Genomic DNA, 15,632 nt, shown 5'->3' with positions numbered 1-15,632 from the left:
GCGGCCCCGGCCCGCTCACTCCGCGAGGCCCACCACCAGCCAGATGAACGCCGCGCCGGCCACCGTGCACAGCACCGTCGAGCGCGCGGGGTGGTCGTGGTGCGCCTCGGGCAGGATCTCGGCGGCCGCGAGATAGAGCAGGGCGCCGCCGAAGAAGCCGAGGTAGCCGCCGAGCAGCGGTTCGGGAAGGGTGAAGGCGAGCGTGGTCGCCGCGCCCACGACGGGGGCCACGGCGTCCGCGAGGAGCATCAGGACGGCCTTGCGGCGCGCGTTCCCGTACAGGCGGGTGAGCGTGTACGTGTTGAAGCCGTCCGCGAAGTCGTGGGCGATGACGGCGAGCGCCACCGCGGCGCCCATGCCGCCGCCGACCTGGAACGCGGCGCCGATGGCGACGCCGTCCATGACGCTGTGGCCGACCATCGCCGCGGCGGCCGTCAGGCCCACCTGCGGCACCCGGTCGTTCGCCGTCTCCGCCCCGCCGTGCGCCGCCCGCCGCAGGGCGAGCAGCCGCTCCACCACATGGGCGAAGAGAAAGCCCGCGACGACGAGCAGCAGCGCCGCGGGCACGCCGAAGACCGGCCCGCCGGCCGCGTCGAGGGCCTCGGGGAGCAGGTCGAGGCCGACCACGCCGAGCATCAGGCCGCCCGCGAGGCCGAGGACCAGATGGCGCCGGTCGGTGACCCGCCCCGCGGTCCAGCCGCCGACGAGGGTCATGAGGAACGCGCCGAGTGCCACGAACACCGCCATGCGCCCTTGCTAGCGGATTGATCCCGTCCGTGCACCGCGCACCCGCCCGCGGGCCCCGCGAGCCACTCGCCCGGCCCCGGCCGCACCGCTCCCCCGGCGCCCGATCTATTCTCGGCGGTTGTCCGCTGTTCCGCTGTCCGTCACGTTCGTTCCGCCGTCCGCCACGTTCAAGAGACACCAGGTACTCCCCATGGCCGAAGTCGCGCCCACCGGCAGGGCAGCATTCGGCGACGCCGGGTTCGACACGCTGGGGTTCCCCGTGGAGGGCGACATCGCCGGGGTGACGCGGGCCGTCCTCGGCGGTGAGCCCGTGGCCCTGGACGCGGAGCTGGCGTGGCCCCTGCCCGCCCTGCCGCCCAATGTCACTCCCCTCGCCGCGCCCGGCGAAGGACAGCGGCCCGGCCGGGCGACCGTGCGGATATCCGACCGCACCTGCACGCCGTCGCTGCGCGAGGTCACGCTCCGGCCGCCCTCCCTGGTCGTGGGCGTCGGGGCGGGCAGCGGCGCGCCCGTCGACGAGGTCCTGGAGCTGGTGCGGGAGTCGCTGCGGGCCGCGGGGCTCTCCGCGCTGTGCGTACGGGAGTTGGCCACCGTCGCGGGCAAGGGGGACGAGGCCGGGGTGGCCGGGGCGGCGGCGCGCCTCGGGGTGCCGCTGGTGACGTACCCCGCCGCCGAGTTGGCAGAGGTGGAGGTGCCCCACCCCTCACGGGCACCGCTCGCCGCCGTCGGGACGCCGTCGGTCGCCGAGGCCGCGGCGCTGCGCGGCGGCGGCGAACTCCTCGTGCCCAAGCGGAAGTCGGAGCGGCCCGACGGCGGGCCCGCGCGCGCCACGTGCGCCGTGGTGCGGCGGTCCGCGCGGGGGCGCCTCGCCGTGGTGGGCCTCGGCCCCGGCGACCGGGACCTGCTCACGCCGCGCGCCCTGGACGAACTGCGGCGGGCCGGGGTGCTCGTGGGCCTCGACGGGTACGTCGAGCGGATCAGGGACCTGCTGCGGCCGGGGACGCGCGTCGTCGCCTCGGGTCCCGGCGCCGAGGAGGAGCGGGTCCGCACGGCCGTGGCCGAGGCCCGGGCGGGGCGGGCCGTCGCCCTGGTCGAACCGGGAGACACCGGTGGGCACGCCGGGCACGCGCTGGCGTCGCCCGCGCTCGCCGACGCGGGGGACGGCATCGACGTCGTGGGCGTGCCCGGGGTGACGGCCGCGGCCGGGGCCGCGGCGCTGCTCGGCGCTCCCCTCGGCGACGACCACGTCTCGATCGCCTGGTCCGACGCGCGCACACCGTGGGAGCTCGTGGAGCGCCGGGTGCGGGCGGCGGCGGAGGTGGACCTGGTGGTGACGCTGCACGCCCCGTACGCCTGCGGCGCCGAGCGCCCCGGCGACGTCGGGCAGCGGCTGCCGAGGGCCCTGCGGCTCCTTGCCGAACACCGCGCGCCGACCACCCCCGTGGGCGTCGTACGCGATGCCGCGCACCCCGGCGGGAGGGTGCACCCCGACGAGAGGGTGCGCCTGACGACCCTGGCCGCGCTCGCACCGGACGACGTCGACCGCACGGCCGTGGTGATCGTCGGCAACTCCGCGACCCGGACGGTCGCGGGCCGCATGGTGACGCCGCCCGGCGGCCACCGACCGCCCGCTCCTGCCGATGAGCACCAGTGACGACCCCCTACGCGTACGAGCACGAGCACGAGGACGAGCATGAGAGCGGCGGCAGCCATGGGCACTTCCACTGACGCGGGGCCGGAGGCCGAGGCGGGGTACGAGGCCGAGGCGGAGGTCGATCTGCGGCATCACGGGGACGCCGAGGTGCGCGGCGGTGGCGGGCTCGTCGACCTCGCCGTCAATGTCCGTGCCGGTACGCCGCCCGCGTGGCTGAAGCAGTGTGTCGCGGATTCGCTCGACGGGCTCGCCGCCTATCCGGACGGGCGGGCCGCGCGGGCGGCGGTGGCGGCGCGGCACGGGGTGGTACCGGAGCGGGTGCTCCTGACGGCGGGGGCGGCGGAGGCCTTCGTGCTGCTCGCGCGGGCGCTGCGGGTGCGGCGGCCGGTGGTCGTGCATCCGCAGTTCACCGAGCCGGAGGCCGCGCTGCGCGACGCCGGGCACCGGGTGCGGCGGGTGGTGTTGCGGGCCGCTGACGGTTTCCGCCTCGATCCTGACGCCGTGCCCGCGGACGCCGACCTGGTCGTCGTCGGCAACCCGACGAACCCCACGTCGGTCCTGCACCCGGCGGCGGACCTGATCGGGATCGCTCGGCCCGGGCGGATCCTGGTGGTGGACGAGGCGTTCATGGACGCGGTCCCCGGTGAGCGGGAGGCCCTGGCGGGACGCGTGGACGTGCCGGGGCTCGTGGTGCTGCGGAGCCTGACGAAGACATGGGGCCTCGCGGGGCTGCGCATCGGCTATGTCCTGGCCGACCCGGACGTCGTCGCCGAACTCGCCCGCGCCCAGCCGCTGTGGCCGGTGTCCTCGCCCGCCCTCGCCGCGGCGCAGGCGTGCGTGGGGCCGCGTGCGCTCGCGGAGGCGGGGCATGTGGCGCACCGTGTCGCCGCCGAGCGGGCGCGTCTGGTGGCGGGGCTCGTCGAGGTGCCGGGCGTGTCGGTGGCGGGGCCCGCGGAGGGGCCGTTCGTGCTGGTGCGGGTGGACGGGGCGCGGGAGGTGCGGGCGCGGTTGCGGGAGCGGGGGTTCGCTGTGCGGCGCGGCGACACGTTTCCTGGCCTGGGGCCCGAGTGGGTGCGCGTCGCGGTTCGCGACCGCGCCACCACGGACGCCTTCCTCTCCGCCCTGCGGGCGGTCTTGCGCGTCACGTCCTGAGCCCCCACGTCTTCGCACCGCGCGCCGCGGGCTGTGCCCCACCCGTTCCCGCCCCTGGCGGCCCGCTGTCCGTCCTCCTGTGGGCAGCTGGGCCGCCCAGAGGGCGGAACGGGTGGGCACAGCCCAGGCCGACGGTGCCGTCATGGCTGGCGGAGGGGGCAACCCGGCCCCGGGCCGGGGGATACGGTGCCCCGACCCGGGTCGCTGGTCAGCGGCGGCGGCGGGTGTAGGCCAGCGTGCCACCTCCGGCGAGGAGGAGGGCGACGGCGCCTCCGGCCACGTACGGGGTGGCCGAACTGCCGCCGGTCTCGGCGAGGTTGTCGTCGGGGGCCTCCTTCTCGGCGACGACCGGCTCCGCCGCCTTGCCCTGCGGCACGGGCTCCTCCTCCTGCGGCCGCGGCAGCGGCTTGGCCCCGGGCCCGGGCACGGTGCAGTCGGCCCCGGCCAGCGTGACGGTCCCCTCCACCGCCGCGACCCCGAGTTTCAGCGGATCCACGGACACCTTGAGCCGCAGGGCGACCGCCGCCGCCGTACGGGACGTGGTCCGCGTCGAGGACAGGTCGAGCCGCACCTCACCGACGCCGGGCACGGCGACCTGCGTGGAGCCCGCGGCCCGCAGCGCGACCCGCTTGCCGAGCACGGTCACACCGCCGAGCAGCTCCGACTCGGCAACGGGCCGCTTGCCCGACACGCACACGGCCCTGGACGTCACCTGGTCCACGGCGACGAGGGGCAGCGCCGGCAGCGCGGGCAGGTGCACCTTGGCGCGCACGAGGTTGCTGTACCCCTCCGCCGTGCCGCTCCTCACCGTGGCCCGCGCGGTCGCCACGTCCGCGCGCAGCACGTGGAAGGGGCGGCCGCCCTCGACTCCGTCGAGCTTCGCGGTGAGCGTGGACTTCGTGGCGTTCGCGGGCGCGGACACGTCGTTGAGCGCGGTGTTCAGCGGAAGGTTCACCGTCTTGTCGAGCAGGGACACGTCGAGGCCGGTGCGGAGCACGACGGCGCTCGCGCGGCCACCGCGGTCGTCGTCGGTGGCGTGGGCGGTGCCCGCGGAGGCGAGCGCCGTACAGCTCGCGGTGGCGAGGGTGGCGGCGACGACGGCGACGGTGCGGCGGGCGGGCAGTCTGCGGAAGGCGTTGCTGGTCAAGGTGGTGGAACCTCACATGAGTCACGGAAGTGCCGGCCGCGCACGCCACACGGGGACATCGCGTGCGCGGGGCACCGCGGATGCCGGGGCGCGTCCTGCGGCGCCCCGACTCCGGGAATCTTTACGCACGGAGAGTGAACGGTCAGCAACCTGACGTGAGTTCACTCCAAGGAGAGGTTTCCGCCGATGCATTCGAATCCGGCGGCACGGGCGTTCCCTCGGGTCCCGTGACTCCCGTCCGTGCCGGGGGCGAGGGGGTGACAAGCGGGGTCGCCCTGTTGACAGTGGGGCGCGCCGAGGGGACGTACAACGAGTCCGGGCCCGTACGGGTAACTCCCCGTCAACGCACGGGAGGCACGGGCCATGAGCAACGGGCGGCGGGCAGGGCACTATGGCTGGGTGCGGCGTGCGGAGGGGGGCGGGCCGGGGCCCGTGGGGGTCCGGTACCTGCTGCTCGTGGTGCTCGGTACGGTCGGGGCGCTGGCCCTCGCCCGGTACTTCGCGCTGGGCACGGCGGCGACGGCCGCGACGCTGCTGCCCGCGATGGCGCCGCTGTACCTGGCCTGGGCCGCCTTCCGGCACCAGGCCGCCGGGGCGGGTCCCGTGGACCTGGACCTCGCCGCCGACCAGTTGGCGCACGCGGTGCGCAGGCAGTGGGCCGCCGAGGCCCGGCTCCGGCGGGTGAACGACCCCTACCCGCTGCCGGTCTCCTGGCGCGGCGCCGACGCCGAACTCGTGGAACCCTGGAGCCTGTTGACGTATCTGCCCCGTGCCTGGCCCGGCGGCCCGCCCGGGGACCCCGCCGCGTGGCCCGCGGACCCGGCGGGCCTCGCCGGGTCCGGCGCGCAGATCGGCGAGGTGTTCTCCGACCGGGTGCCCACCGGGCGCCTGGTCGTGCTGGGGGAGCCGGGCGCGGGCAAGACGGTGCTCCTGATCCGGCTCCTCGAGGACCTGTGCGAACGGCGCACGGCGGGCGGTCTCGTACCCGTGCTGTTCTCGCTGGCGTCCTGGGACCCGGCCCGCGAGGAGCTGACGGACTGGCTGGCCGAGCAGCTGCGGCGCAGCCATCCGGCGCTGCGCGCCCCGGCGGCGGGCACCGGGGGCGGGCTCGCGCGGGCGCTGCTCGACGAGCGGCGGATACTGCCGCTGCTCGACGGCTTCGACGAGCTGCCGCCCGCCCTGCACCCGCGGGCGCTGGCCGCGGTCAACGGGGCGCTGTCCGCGAAGCAGCCCGTGGTGCTCGCCTGCCGTACCGACGGCTACCGGGCCGCCCTCGCCCGCAGCGCGGGGGCCGTGCGCCTCAACGGCGCCGCGGGCATCCAGCTCCTGCCGCTCACCGCCGCGCAGGCTGCGGCGTATCTGCGCCGTGACGCGGGTGGCCCGCACGCGCCCGCCGCCGAGCGCTGGCGGCGCGTGGTGAGCCACCTGGGCACGGACACCCCCGTGGGACAGGCCCTGAGCACCCCGCTCGGCCTGTTCCTGGCCCGCACCATCCATAACCCGCGCACCTTTCCCCAGGACCCGGCCCACACCACCGCCCTTCCCCAGGACCCGGCCCGCACCACCCATGACCCGCACGCCCTACCCCAGGACCCGGCCCGCACCACCCATGACCCGCACGCCCTACCCCAGGACCCGGCCCACACCACCTCCCCCGGCGCCCGCGGCGAGCCCGTCCCCCACCCCGACACCCTGTGCGACCCCGTCGCCTTCCCCACCCGGGCGGCTCTCGACACGCATCTGTTCAACGCCTTCATCCCGGCCGCCTACGCCCCGTACGGCCCCCGCCCGCCGCGGTGGACGGCGGAGCGGGCGCGGCACGTGCTCGTGTTCCTCGCCCGGCATCTGGCCGCGCACCACGGCGGCGGCTCCGACCTCGCCTGGTGGGAGTTCCACCGGGCGATGGGCGTGGGGACGCTGCGGCTGTCCTCGGGCCTGGTCTCCGCACTCGCGTTCGGCCTCGGCGGCGGGCTCGCGGTGGGTCTGGTCCTCGGGACGGGGCCCGGGCTCGCGACGGGCGGTTCGGGCGGCCTCGTGTACGGAGGCACGGTGGCGCTGCTCCAGCGCCCCAGCACGCCGGGGACCCGGCCGCGGCTGCGCCGGTCGTCGGGTCGGCTCCGGTCCGGGCTCTCGGTGGGGCTCGCCTTCGGTCTCGCTGGCGGGCTCGCGGGGGGACTCGCCGCCGGGGTCGCCGGCGGGGTGGTGTGCGGGCTCGCCGTCGGGTTCGCGGGCGCCCTCGTGGGCGGGATCGGCGTCGAGAAGCCCGACCTCACCACCGCGATCGGTCCCGGCACTCTGCTCGCTCTCGACCGGCGTACGTTCCTCGTCATCGGGACCGCGGCCGCGCTGGTGGTGGGGCTCGTGTACGCGCTCGGGGTGCTGTTCGCCGGGGGGTTGCTCGGGGGGCTCGTCGTGGGCATCGGGGGCGGGCTGGCGGCCGGGCTCGCCACCGGGCCGCTGCCGACGGCCTGGGCGGACTTTCTGCTGGCCAAGGCCTATCTGGCGGTGCGGCACCGGTTGCCGTGGAACCTCATGGCGTTTCTACGGGACGCGCATGAGCAGCGCGGGGTGCTGCGGCAGGCGGGGGCGGTGTACCAGTTCCGGCACATCGACCTGCAACGCCATCTGGCCGCCGGGGCGCCGGGGGCCGTCGCGGGGGCGCCCCAGTCCCGCCCCTTCCCGTAACCAGGGGCGCTGCGCCCCCTGGACCCCAGCCCTTTGCCGGCGCTCCGCGCCTCGTCCTCAAACGCCGGACGGGCTGAGATCTCGCCGCCCGGCGAAAGTTCAAGCCCCTTGCGCGTCGCCCCCTCAGCCCACCACCCGCCCGTTCACCACCACCGCCTCCGGCGCCCCCAGCACCCGCACGTCGGCCCGCGGGTCCTGCCCGTACACGACGAGGTCCGCCGGAGCCCCCTCCACGAGCCCGGGCCGCCCGAGCCAGTCCCGGGCGGACCACACGGCGGCGGACAGGGCCTCGACGGCCGGGATGCCCGCCTTGGTGAGTTCGGCGACCTCGCCGGCGATCAGGCCGTGGGCGAGGGAGCCGCCCGCGTCGGTGCCCGCGTACACGGGAACGCCCGCGTCGTAGGCGGCTCGCACGGTGTCGTAGCGGCGGGCGTGCAGGCGGCGCATGTGGGCGGACCACTGGGGGAACTTCTTCTCGCCGCCGGCGGCGAGCTGCGGGAAGGTGGCGATGTTGACGAGCGTAGGGACGATCGCGACGCCGCGCTCGGCGAACAGCGGGACGGTGTCCTCGGTGAGGCCGGTGGCGTGCTCGACGCAGTCGATGCCCGCCTCGACGAGGTCGCGCAGCGAGTCCTCGGCGAAGCAGTGGGCGGTGACCCGGGCGCCGAGCCTGTGGGCCTCGGCGATGGCCGCCTCGACGGCGCCGCGCGGCCAGCACGCGGTGAGGTCGCCCGCGTCGCGGTCGATCCAGTCGCCGACGAGCTTGACCCAGCCGTCGCCGCGCCGGGCCTCGCGGGCGACGTACGCGACGAGGTCGTCCGGTTCGATCTCGTGGGCGTAGTTGCGGATGTAGCGGCGGGTGCGGGCGATGTGCCGCCCCGCGCGGATGATCTTCGGGAGGTCCTCGCGGTCGTCGATCCAGCGGGTGTCGGACGGCGAGCCCGCGTCCCGCAGGAGCAGCGCGCCCGCGTCGCGGTCGGTGAGCGCCTGCTTCTCGGCCTCCTCCGGCGGAACCGGGCCGTGCGCGTCCAGACCCACGTGGCAGTGCGCGTCGACCAGGCCCGGCAGCGCCCAGCCCCGGACCGTGCTGGTGTCCGCGGCGGCGGGGCGCCGGTAGGTCACCCGCCCGCCGACCACCCACAGTTCGTCCCGTACGTCATCGGGCCCGACGAGCACCCGCCCCTTCACGTGCAGCACCGCGCGATCGCTCATGGGCAGCAGCTTAGACAGGACCGTGGCGGGCGAGAGGGCTGACTTCGGCAGTCGGTACGCTCGACGGCGAGCGGCCGGGGCCCGTGCCCGCGGCCGCCGCGACCGACCCGCCGTACAGACCCCTCACCGAAGCGAGCAGCAGCGTGACCCACCCCTTCCTTGACCTGGCGCCGCTCGGCGCCGCGCACTTCGCCGCCATCGAGGACCGGGTGGCCCGGCTCCTGGACACCGGGCAGGACGTCGTGATCATGCAGGGCGAGGCGCTGCTGCCGCTCGAGGGCTGCATCCGCGGCGCCGCGCGGCCCGGCACCACCGCCCTGAACGTGATCACGGGGCCGTACGGGCAGACCTTCGGCGACTGGCTGCGGGACTGCGGCGCCACGGTCGTCGACCTCACCGTGCCGTTCCACACCGCGGTGACCGCCGCGCGGGTCGAGGAGGCCCTCGCCGGGAACCCGGAGATCGACTTCGTGTCGCTCGTGCACGCGGAGGCGGCCACCGGCAACACCAACCCCGTCGCGGAGATCGGGGAGGTCGTGCGGGCGCACGGCGCCCTGTTCATGCTCGACGCCGTGGCGTCGGTGGCCGCCGAGCCGCTGCTCCCGGACGCGTGGGGCGTGGACCTGTGCGTGATCGGCGCGCAGAAGGCGATGGGCGGTCCCGCGGGTGTCTCCGCGGTGTCGGTGAGCGAGCGGGCCTGGCAGCGGCTCGCCGCCAACCCGCAGGCCCCGCGCCGCTCGTACCTGTCGCTGCTCGACTGGAAGGAGCGGTGGATCGACGGCGGCCGCAAGGCGCTCCTGCACGCGCCCGCGCAGCTGGAGATGCTGGCGCTCGAGGCGTGCGTGGAGCGTATCGAGGCGGAGGGTCTGGACGCGCTCATGCGGCGGCACGCCACGGCCGCCGCGGCGACGCGCGCGGGCGCGGTGGCGCTCGGCGGCGGCCTCGAGCCGTATGTGCACGCGGCGTCGGACGCCGCTCCCGTCGCCACGACGCTGCGCGTCCCACAGGGGGTCGACGCCTCCGCCCTCGTCGCGCGGGCGCTCGCGGCCGACCCGGTCCTGCCGCTGGTCGCGGGCGGCGGTGCGCTGGCGAAGGAGATGATCCGCGTCAACCACTACGGTCCGAACGCCACGCGCGGCGTGGTGCACGGCTGCCTGGCGGCCCTCGGCGCCGCGATGGGCGAGACGACGGGCGGGACGGGGCGCGCGGTCGATCTGGAGGCGGCCCGGCGCGCGGTGACGGCTGCCTGGGCGTAGGGGGCACGCAGGGGCATGTAGGGGACACGAGGGAACACGAGGGGACGGGACGGTCGCGCGCCGCCGCCTTCCGCGGCGGTGGTGCGCGGCCACGCAAACCTCCACGACAATTCACCCGCGAATTCCATGCGCACGCTTTAATGAATTCCTAATACGAACAGCTTGCCGTATTCTTCTGCCCGCTTTCGTGAAGGCTAAACACTAAGGTTTTGTAAGAGTCAAAGGTCGCAATCCGGGCGCATCCAGTCGACCTTATGGCTCTGTGACGCACTCCACAGAGCGCCCGTAATGCCGGATATAAACTGGACAAATCCCTATGAAACACCAGCCGCTCATGCGGGCGTACGCGCATGCGTGATAACAGACAGGAGGCCGTGGCGTAACCCCTTTCCCCGATGCAATCCCAGAAATTGCTCGGTAAATTCAATCCGCATGACCGCTGCACAAGCCGATCTACCGACCGACCTGCAAGCGAAATTCCTCGGAATGCCCGAGGGGCTGCGACTCGACACCCCGGGTGTCGCCGACGGTGCCGCGATCTGGCGGATCGCCCGCGACTCCAAGGTCCTCGACCTCAACTCGTCGTACAGCTACCTGCTGTGGTGTCGCGACTTCGCGGCGACGTCCGTGGTGGCCAGGGAGGCCGACGGCGCGCCCGCAGGCTTCATCACCGGCTACATCCGCCCCGACAAGCCGCGCACCCTGGTGGTCTGGCAGGCGGCCGTCGACCACGCACACCGTGGCCGGGGCCTCGCCGGTGCGCTGCTCGACGGGCTCGCCGCGAAGGTCGCCGCGGACCGCGGCCTCGACGCCCTGGAGACCACCATCACTCCGGGCAACACCGCCTCCGAGCGGCTGTTCCTGTCGTTCGCCGAGCGGCACGGGGCGGGCGTCGAGCGGACCGTGCTGTTCGACGCGGCCCTGTTTCCCGGTGACGACGGCGGGCACGAGCCCGAAGTCCTCTACGACATCGCTCCGCTGTCCTTCTGACCTCGGCTCACGGGGCATGGCGCCCCGGCCGCCGCCACGGTTCAGTGCTGACACTCCGTCACCTGCCGGGGCGCGACTCCCGTCCACTCAAACCCCTCACGACATTCCATCTCCCAGGAGATTCGCTGTGACCATCACCCAGCCCGACCTGAGCGTCTTCGAGACCCTGGAGTCGGAGGTGCGCAGCTACTGCCGCGGTTGGCCCACCGTCTTCGACCGCGCGCAGGGCAGCCGCATGTTCGACGAGGACGGTCATGAGTACCTCGACTTCTTCGCGGGCGCCGGCTCGCTCAACTACGGCCACAACAACCCGGTGCTCAAACGCGCCCTGATCGACTACATCGAGCGGGACGGCGTCACCCACGGCCTCGACATGTCGACGACGGCCAAGCGTGCCTTCCTCGAGTCCTTCCAGAACCTGATTCTGCGCCCGCGCGACCTGCCGTACAAGGTCATGTTCCCGGGCCCGACGGGCACCAACGCGGTGGAGTCCGCGCTGAAGCTGGCCCGCAAGGTCAAGGGCCGCGAGTCCATCGTGTCGTTCACCAACGCCTTCCACGGCATGTCGCTCGGCTCGCTCGCGGTGACCGGCAACGCCTTCAAGCGCGCCGGCGCCGGCATCCCGCTGGTGCACGGCACACCGATGCCGTTCGACAACTACCTGGACGGGCGCACCCCCGACTTCATCTGGTTCGAGCGCCTCCTCGAGGACTCCGGGTCCGGCCTGAACCAGCCCGCCGCCGTGATCGTGGAGACGGTGCAGGGCGAGGGCGGCATCAACGTCGCGCGCGCCGAGTGGCTGCGGCAGCTCGCCGACGTCTGCAAGCGCTGGGACATGCTGCTCATCGTCGACGACATCCAGATGGGCTGCGGCCGCACGGGCCCCTTCTTCTCCTTCGAGGAGGCGGGCATCACGCCGGACATCGTCACCGTCTCCAAGTCCATCAGCGGCTACGGCATGCCCATGGCCCTCACGCTCTTCAAGCCCGAGCTCGACGTGTGGGAGCCCGGCGAGCACAACGGCACCTTCCGCGGCAACAACCCGGCGTTCGTGACGGCCGCCGCGACCCTGGAGACGTACTGGGCCGACGGCTCGGCCATGGAGAAGCAGACCCGGGCCCGCGGCGAGCAGGTCGAGCAGGCCCTCGTCGCCATCCGTGACGAGCACCCCGAGGCCACCGTCGAGTACCGCGGCCGCGGTCTGGTGTGGGGCATCGAGTTCCGCGACAAGGAGCGCGCCGGCGCCGTCGCCAAGCGGGCCTTCGAGCTCGGCCTGCTCATCGAGACCTCCGGTCCCGAGAGCGAGGTCGTCAAGCTGCTCCCGGCCCTGACCATCACGGCCGACGAGCTCGACGAGGGCCTGCGCACGCTCGCCCGCGCGGTCCGCGAGACCGCCTGAGCGCACTGCGCCGCGCCGAGACCCTCGTACCGTACAAACCCAGCACAGAACAGGAAGCACCCACTGTGATCGTCCGTTCGTTCAAGGACATTGAAGGCACCGACCGGCACGTCAAGGCCGCGTCGGGCACCTGGGAGAGCAAGCGCATCGTGCTCGCCAAGGAGCGCGTCGGCTTCTCGCTGCACGAGACCATCCTGTACGCGGGTACGGAGACCTCCATGTGGTACGCGAACCACATCGAGGCCGTGGTGTGCACCAAGGGCGAGGCGGAGCTCACCGACCACACCAACGGTGAGACCCACGTCATCACCCCCGGCACCATGTACCTGCTGAACGGGCACGAGAAGCACACCCTGCGGGTGAAGGAGGACTTCCACTGCCTGTGCGTCTTCAACCCGCCGGTGACCGGCCGTGAGGACCACGACGAGAACGGCGTCTACCCGCTGCTCACCGAGCCGGACGCCGAGTAGGACCGCACCCCCCACAGACATCCCGCACCAGGGCCGTACGAGAGGAGAGGCAGGCACCACCATGACCACCGCACCCGAACGCACCGCCGACCTGTACCCGACCCGAGGCACCGACGAGGTGCTCATCGAGCGCAGGGACCCCGTCGTGTGGTCCGAGCCGGGTACCCCGGGTCCGGCGTCGGCCGACGAACTCGCGGGGTTCGAGCGCGACGGATTCCTGGCGATCGAGCAGCTCATCACGCCGGACGAGGTGACCGAGTACCACGCGGAGCTGGAGCGCCTGATCAACGACCCGGCGATGCGCGCGGACGAGCGCTCCATCGTCGAGCCGCGTTCCCAGGAGATCAGGTCGATCTTCGAGGTGCACAAGATCAGTGAGGTCTTCGCGCGCCTCGCCGCCGACCCGCGCGTCGTCGGCCGCGCCCGGCAGATCCTCGGCTCGGACGTGTACGTCCACCAGTCCCGCATCAACGTGAAGCCCGGCTTCGGGGCCTCCGGCTTCTACTGGCACTCGGACTTCGAGACCTGGCACGCGGAGGACGGCCTCGCGAACATGCGGACCGTCTCGGTGTCGATCGCGCTCACCAAGAACCACGACACCAACGGCGGGCTCATGATCATGCCCGGCTCGCACAGGACGTTCCTCGGCTGCGCGGGCGAGACGCCGAAGGACAACTACAAGAAGTCGCTCCAGATGCAGGACGCGGGCACGCCCTCGGACGAGGCGCTCACCAAGCTGGCGTCCGAGCACGGCATCCGCTTGTTCACGGGTGAGGCCGGTTCGGCGACGTGGTTCGACTGCAACGCCATGCACGGCTCCGGGGACAACATCACGCCCTACCCCCGCTCGAACGTCTTCCTGGTGTTCAACAGCGTGGAGAACACGGCGGTCGAGCCGTTCGCGGCGCCGGTCAGGCGCCCCGACTTCATCGGCGCGCGGGACTTCACCCCCGTGGGGTGACGCCGCAGCGACGTGCGCGGGCCCGGGACCTGGTCAGGTCCCGGGCCCGCGCGCGTCTGCGGCTGCGGCTGTGTCTATGTCTGCGGCTGCGGCTGCGGCTACGGCTGTATGTGCGTACGGGGGTCAGAGCGCCGGGTAGTCCGTGTAGCCCTTGGCGTCGCCGCCGTAGTAGGTGGACTGGTCCGGGGTGTTGTACGGGCCGCGCGTGCGCAGCCGGGCCGGCAGGTCCGGGTTGGCGAGGAACAGCGCGCCGAAGGAGATGAGGTCGGCGGTGCCGTCCTCGATCAGGGCGAGTTCGTCGTGGCCGGTGGGGCCCTCGGTGGCCGGGTTGAGGACGAACGGCCCGTCGAAGTTCTTGCGCAGGGTGGTGACCAGGTCGCGGATCGGGCTCGCCTCCAGGATGTGCAGATAGGCGAGGCCGAGCGCGTCCAGCTCGCGCACCAGGGCCGGGTAGGTCAGCTCGGGCTCGGGCTCCTCGATGTCGTTGAAGGGGTTGCCGGGCGACAGGCGGATCGCGGTGCGCGCGGCCCCGATCTCGGCAACGACGGCCTTGGCGACCTCCACCGCGAACCGGATGCGGTTCTCCGGCGAGCCGCCCCACTCGTCGGTGCGCCGGTTGGAGCCGGGCGCGAGGAACTGGTGGATGAGGTAGCCGTTGGCGCCGTGCAGCTCCACCCCGTCGAAGCCCGCGTCGACGGCGTTGCGGGCGGCGGTGACGAAGTCGCCGATGGTGGCGCGCACCTCGTCGCCGGTCAGCTCCCGGGGCGTGACCAAGTCCTTGGGTCCCTCGTGCGTGTACACCTGGCCCCGCGCGGCGACCGGGGACGGGCCGACGTTCACCAGGCCGTCGGGCAGCAGCACGGGGTGGCCGACGCGGCCGGTGTGCATGAGCTGCGCGAAGATCCGGCCGCCTGCGGCGTGCACGGCGTCGGTGACCTCGCGCCAGCCCGCGATCTGCTCGGCGCTGTGCAGCCCCGGGGTGCCCGGGTAGCCCTAGCCCACCGGGGAGGGCTGCACGCCCTCGGTGATCAGGAGCCCGGCACCGGCGCGCTGGGCGTAGTACTCGGCGGTGAGGCCGGTGGGCACGCCGCCCGCGCCCGCCCGGCTGCGGGTCATCGGCGCGAGGGCGATGCGGTTGGGGAGTACGAGGCCGGACAGGTCGATCGGGTCGAACGCGGTGGTCATCACGGCTCCAGGACGTATGAGGAGGGGCCTGCTGAAAGTCGTACCGGGCAAAGATTGGTCGGCCAATCAATTCGACCGGGAGTCACTGTAGCGCATTTCTTGGCCGACCAAGTTAATCTCGTGGGAGTCGCAGGACCACACTGGTGGCGACGGCGGCGGACAGGCCGCGCCGACCGAACGGGCAGGAGTTCCGATGAAGGCCGAGACGAACACGGCGGGGGCCGCGCAGGACGACCCCGCCTGTAGTGCGCGGCTGCCCCTGGCCGCACGCAACGGCCCGGTCTCGATGCTGGTGAGCCGGGTCGCGAGGCTGCACCGGATCGCGGCGGGCAAGCTCCTGAAGGGCCTCGGCCTCTACCCCGGCCAGGAGTTCCTGATGATGCACCTGTGGGACACCGGCCCGGTGCGCCAGTCGGAGCTGATCAAGGCGGTCGACCTCGACCCGTCCACGGTCACCAAGATGCTCCAGCGCCTGGAGCAGGCGGGGCACGTGCGGCGGCGCCCCGACCCCGAGGACCGGCGCGCGGTGCTCGTCGAGTCCACCGAGACCAGCTGCGCCCTGCTCACCGAGGTCCAGCGCTCCTGGGGCGAGCTGGAGGAGCAGACCCTGGCGGGCCTCACCCCGGACGATCGCGCCCAGCTCGCCCGCCTCCTCACCCGCGTCGAGGCCAACCTCTGCACGGAGACGGCGGACTGCCCGGAGGAGGCGCGCCGGGCGGCGGCCCTGCGGTGAGGGCGCACGGCCGCTCGGTGCGGACGCGCGGGCGGGTGGCG

At 73.9% G+C, this 15,632-nt stretch carries 11 protein-coding genes and 2 pseudogenes; 9 read left to right on the top strand and 4 right to left on the bottom strand.

The genetic code is table 11. The features are described from left to right. Positions 1–15: 15 nt before the first annotated feature. Positions 16–747, bottom strand: coding sequence for a ZIP family metal transporter (locus ACH4DX_RS05800; protein WP_398154103.1), 732 nt, complete (start codon positions 745–747; stop codon positions 16–18). A 181-nt stretch (positions 748–928) separates the two neighbouring features. On the opposite strand from ACH4DX_RS05800, the pseudogene ACH4DX_RS05795 reads away from it, so the two are divergent. Beyond that, positions 929–2,401: pseudogene (locus ACH4DX_RS05795) on the top strand (cobalamin biosynthesis protein); the annotation flags it as partial. A gap of 57 nt (positions 2,402–2,458) precedes the next feature. Continuing rightward, on the top strand, positions 2,459–3,553 hold the full coding sequence (gene cobC, locus ACH4DX_RS05790; RefSeq protein ID WP_398154102.1) for an Rv2231c family pyridoxal phosphate-dependent protein CobC: 1,095 nt from the start codon (positions 2,459–2,461) through the stop codon (positions 3,551–3,553). Between the two features lie 208 nt (positions 3,554–3,761). Here cobC and ACH4DX_RS05785 read toward each other — a convergent pair whose 3' ends face one another. Continuing rightward, positions 3,762–4,700 carry an SCO1860 family LAETG-anchored protein gene (locus ACH4DX_RS05785; RefSeq protein WP_398154101.1) on the bottom strand — a complete coding sequence of 313 codons (939 nt, stop codon included), beginning with the start codon at positions 4,698–4,700 and terminating at the stop codon, positions 3,762–3,764. A gap of 432 nt (positions 4,701–5,132) precedes the next feature. On the opposite strand from ACH4DX_RS05785, the gene ACH4DX_RS05780 reads away from it, so the two are divergent. Next, on the top strand, positions 5,133–7,385 hold the full coding sequence (locus tag ACH4DX_RS05780) for an NACHT domain-containing protein (RefSeq protein WP_398154100.1): 2,253 nt from the start codon (positions 5,133–5,135) through the stop codon (positions 7,383–7,385). Between the two features lie 123 nt (positions 7,386–7,508). Here ACH4DX_RS05780 and ACH4DX_RS05775 read toward each other — a convergent pair whose 3' ends face one another. Further along, entirely contained in the window at positions 7,509–8,597 is a 1,089-nt protein-coding gene (locus ACH4DX_RS05775) for an amidohydrolase family protein (RefSeq protein ID WP_398122666.1), read from the bottom strand. A gap of 143 nt (positions 8,598–8,740) precedes the next feature. Here ACH4DX_RS05775 and ACH4DX_RS05770 point away from each other — a divergent pair, with 143 nt between their 5' ends. The 5 genes from ACH4DX_RS05770 (at position 8,741) to thpD (ending at position 13,673) form a co-directional block, all read left to right on the top strand. Further along, a complete protein-coding gene (locus ACH4DX_RS05770) occupies positions 8,741–9,853 on the top strand; it encodes a pyridoxal-phosphate-dependent aminotransferase family protein (protein ID WP_398154099.1) in 1,113 nt (370 codons plus the stop codon). Positions 9,854–10,285: 432 nt separating this feature from the next. Further along, complete coding sequence (gene ectA / locus ACH4DX_RS05765) at positions 10,286–10,843, top strand: diaminobutyrate acetyltransferase (protein WP_398154098.1); 558 nt, start codon at positions 10,286–10,288, stop codon at positions 10,841–10,843. A 127-nt stretch (positions 10,844–10,970) separates the two neighbouring features. Continuing rightward, complete coding sequence (gene ectB, locus ACH4DX_RS05760) at positions 10,971–12,242, top strand: diaminobutyrate--2-oxoglutarate transaminase (protein ID WP_398154097.1); 1,272 nt, start codon at positions 10,971–10,973, stop codon at positions 12,240–12,242. A 65-nt stretch (positions 12,243–12,307) separates the two neighbouring features. Continuing rightward, positions 12,308–12,712 carry an ectoine synthase gene (locus ACH4DX_RS05755; protein WP_030571738.1) on the top strand — a complete coding sequence of 135 codons (405 nt, stop codon included), beginning with the start codon at positions 12,308–12,310 and terminating at the stop codon, positions 12,710–12,712. A gap of 61 nt (positions 12,713–12,773) precedes the next feature. Continuing rightward, a complete protein-coding gene (thpD, locus tag ACH4DX_RS05750) occupies positions 12,774–13,673 on the top strand; it encodes an ectoine hydroxylase (RefSeq protein ID WP_398154096.1) in 900 nt (299 codons plus the stop codon). Positions 13,674–13,796: 123 nt separating this feature from the next. On the opposite strand, the pseudogene ACH4DX_RS05745 reads toward thpD, so the two are convergent. Continuing rightward, positions 13,797–14,858 (bottom strand): annotated as a pseudogene (locus tag ACH4DX_RS05745) (alkene reductase). A 193-nt stretch (positions 14,859–15,051) separates the two neighbouring features. Between ACH4DX_RS05745 and ACH4DX_RS05740 the strand changes: the two are divergent. Next, positions 15,052–15,591, top strand: a complete 540-nt coding sequence (locus ACH4DX_RS05740; RefSeq protein ID WP_398154095.1) for a MarR family winged helix-turn-helix transcriptional regulator — start codon at positions 15,052–15,054, stop codon at positions 15,589–15,591. The last annotated feature ends 41 nt before the right edge of the window (positions 15,592–15,632 follow it).

The organism is Streptomyces sp. NPDC017940 (assembly GCF_044328435.1).
Taxonomy (GTDB): domain Bacteria; phylum Actinomycetota; class Actinomycetes; order Streptomycetales; family Streptomycetaceae; genus Streptomyces.
This window is presented reverse-complemented; position numbering and strand designations above follow the sequence as displayed.

Excerpts from the sequence above, each read along its gene's own strand:
- ACH4DX_RS05740 (WP_398154095.1), top strand. The coding sequence starts at position 15,052 with ATGAAGGCCGAGACGAACACGGCGGGGGCCGCGCAGGACGACCCCGCC.
- ectA (WP_398154098.1), top strand. The coding sequence starts at position 10,286 with ATGACCGCTGCACAAGCCGATCTACCGACCGACCTGCAAGCGAAATTC.
- cobC (WP_398154102.1), top strand. The coding sequence starts at position 2,459 with ATGGGCACTTCCACTGACGCGGGGCCGGAGGCCGAGGCGGGGTACGAG.
- thpD (WP_398154096.1), top strand. The coding sequence starts at position 12,774 with ATGACCACCGCACCCGAACGCACCGCCGACCTGTACCCGACCCGAGGC.
- ACH4DX_RS05800 (WP_398154103.1), bottom strand. The coding sequence starts at position 747 with ATGGCGGTGTTCGTGGCACTCGGCGCGTTCCTCATGACCCTCGTCGGC.
- ACH4DX_RS05775 (WP_398122666.1), bottom strand. The coding sequence starts at position 8,597 with ATGAGCGATCGCGCGGTGCTGCACGTGAAGGGGCGGGTGCTCGTCGGG.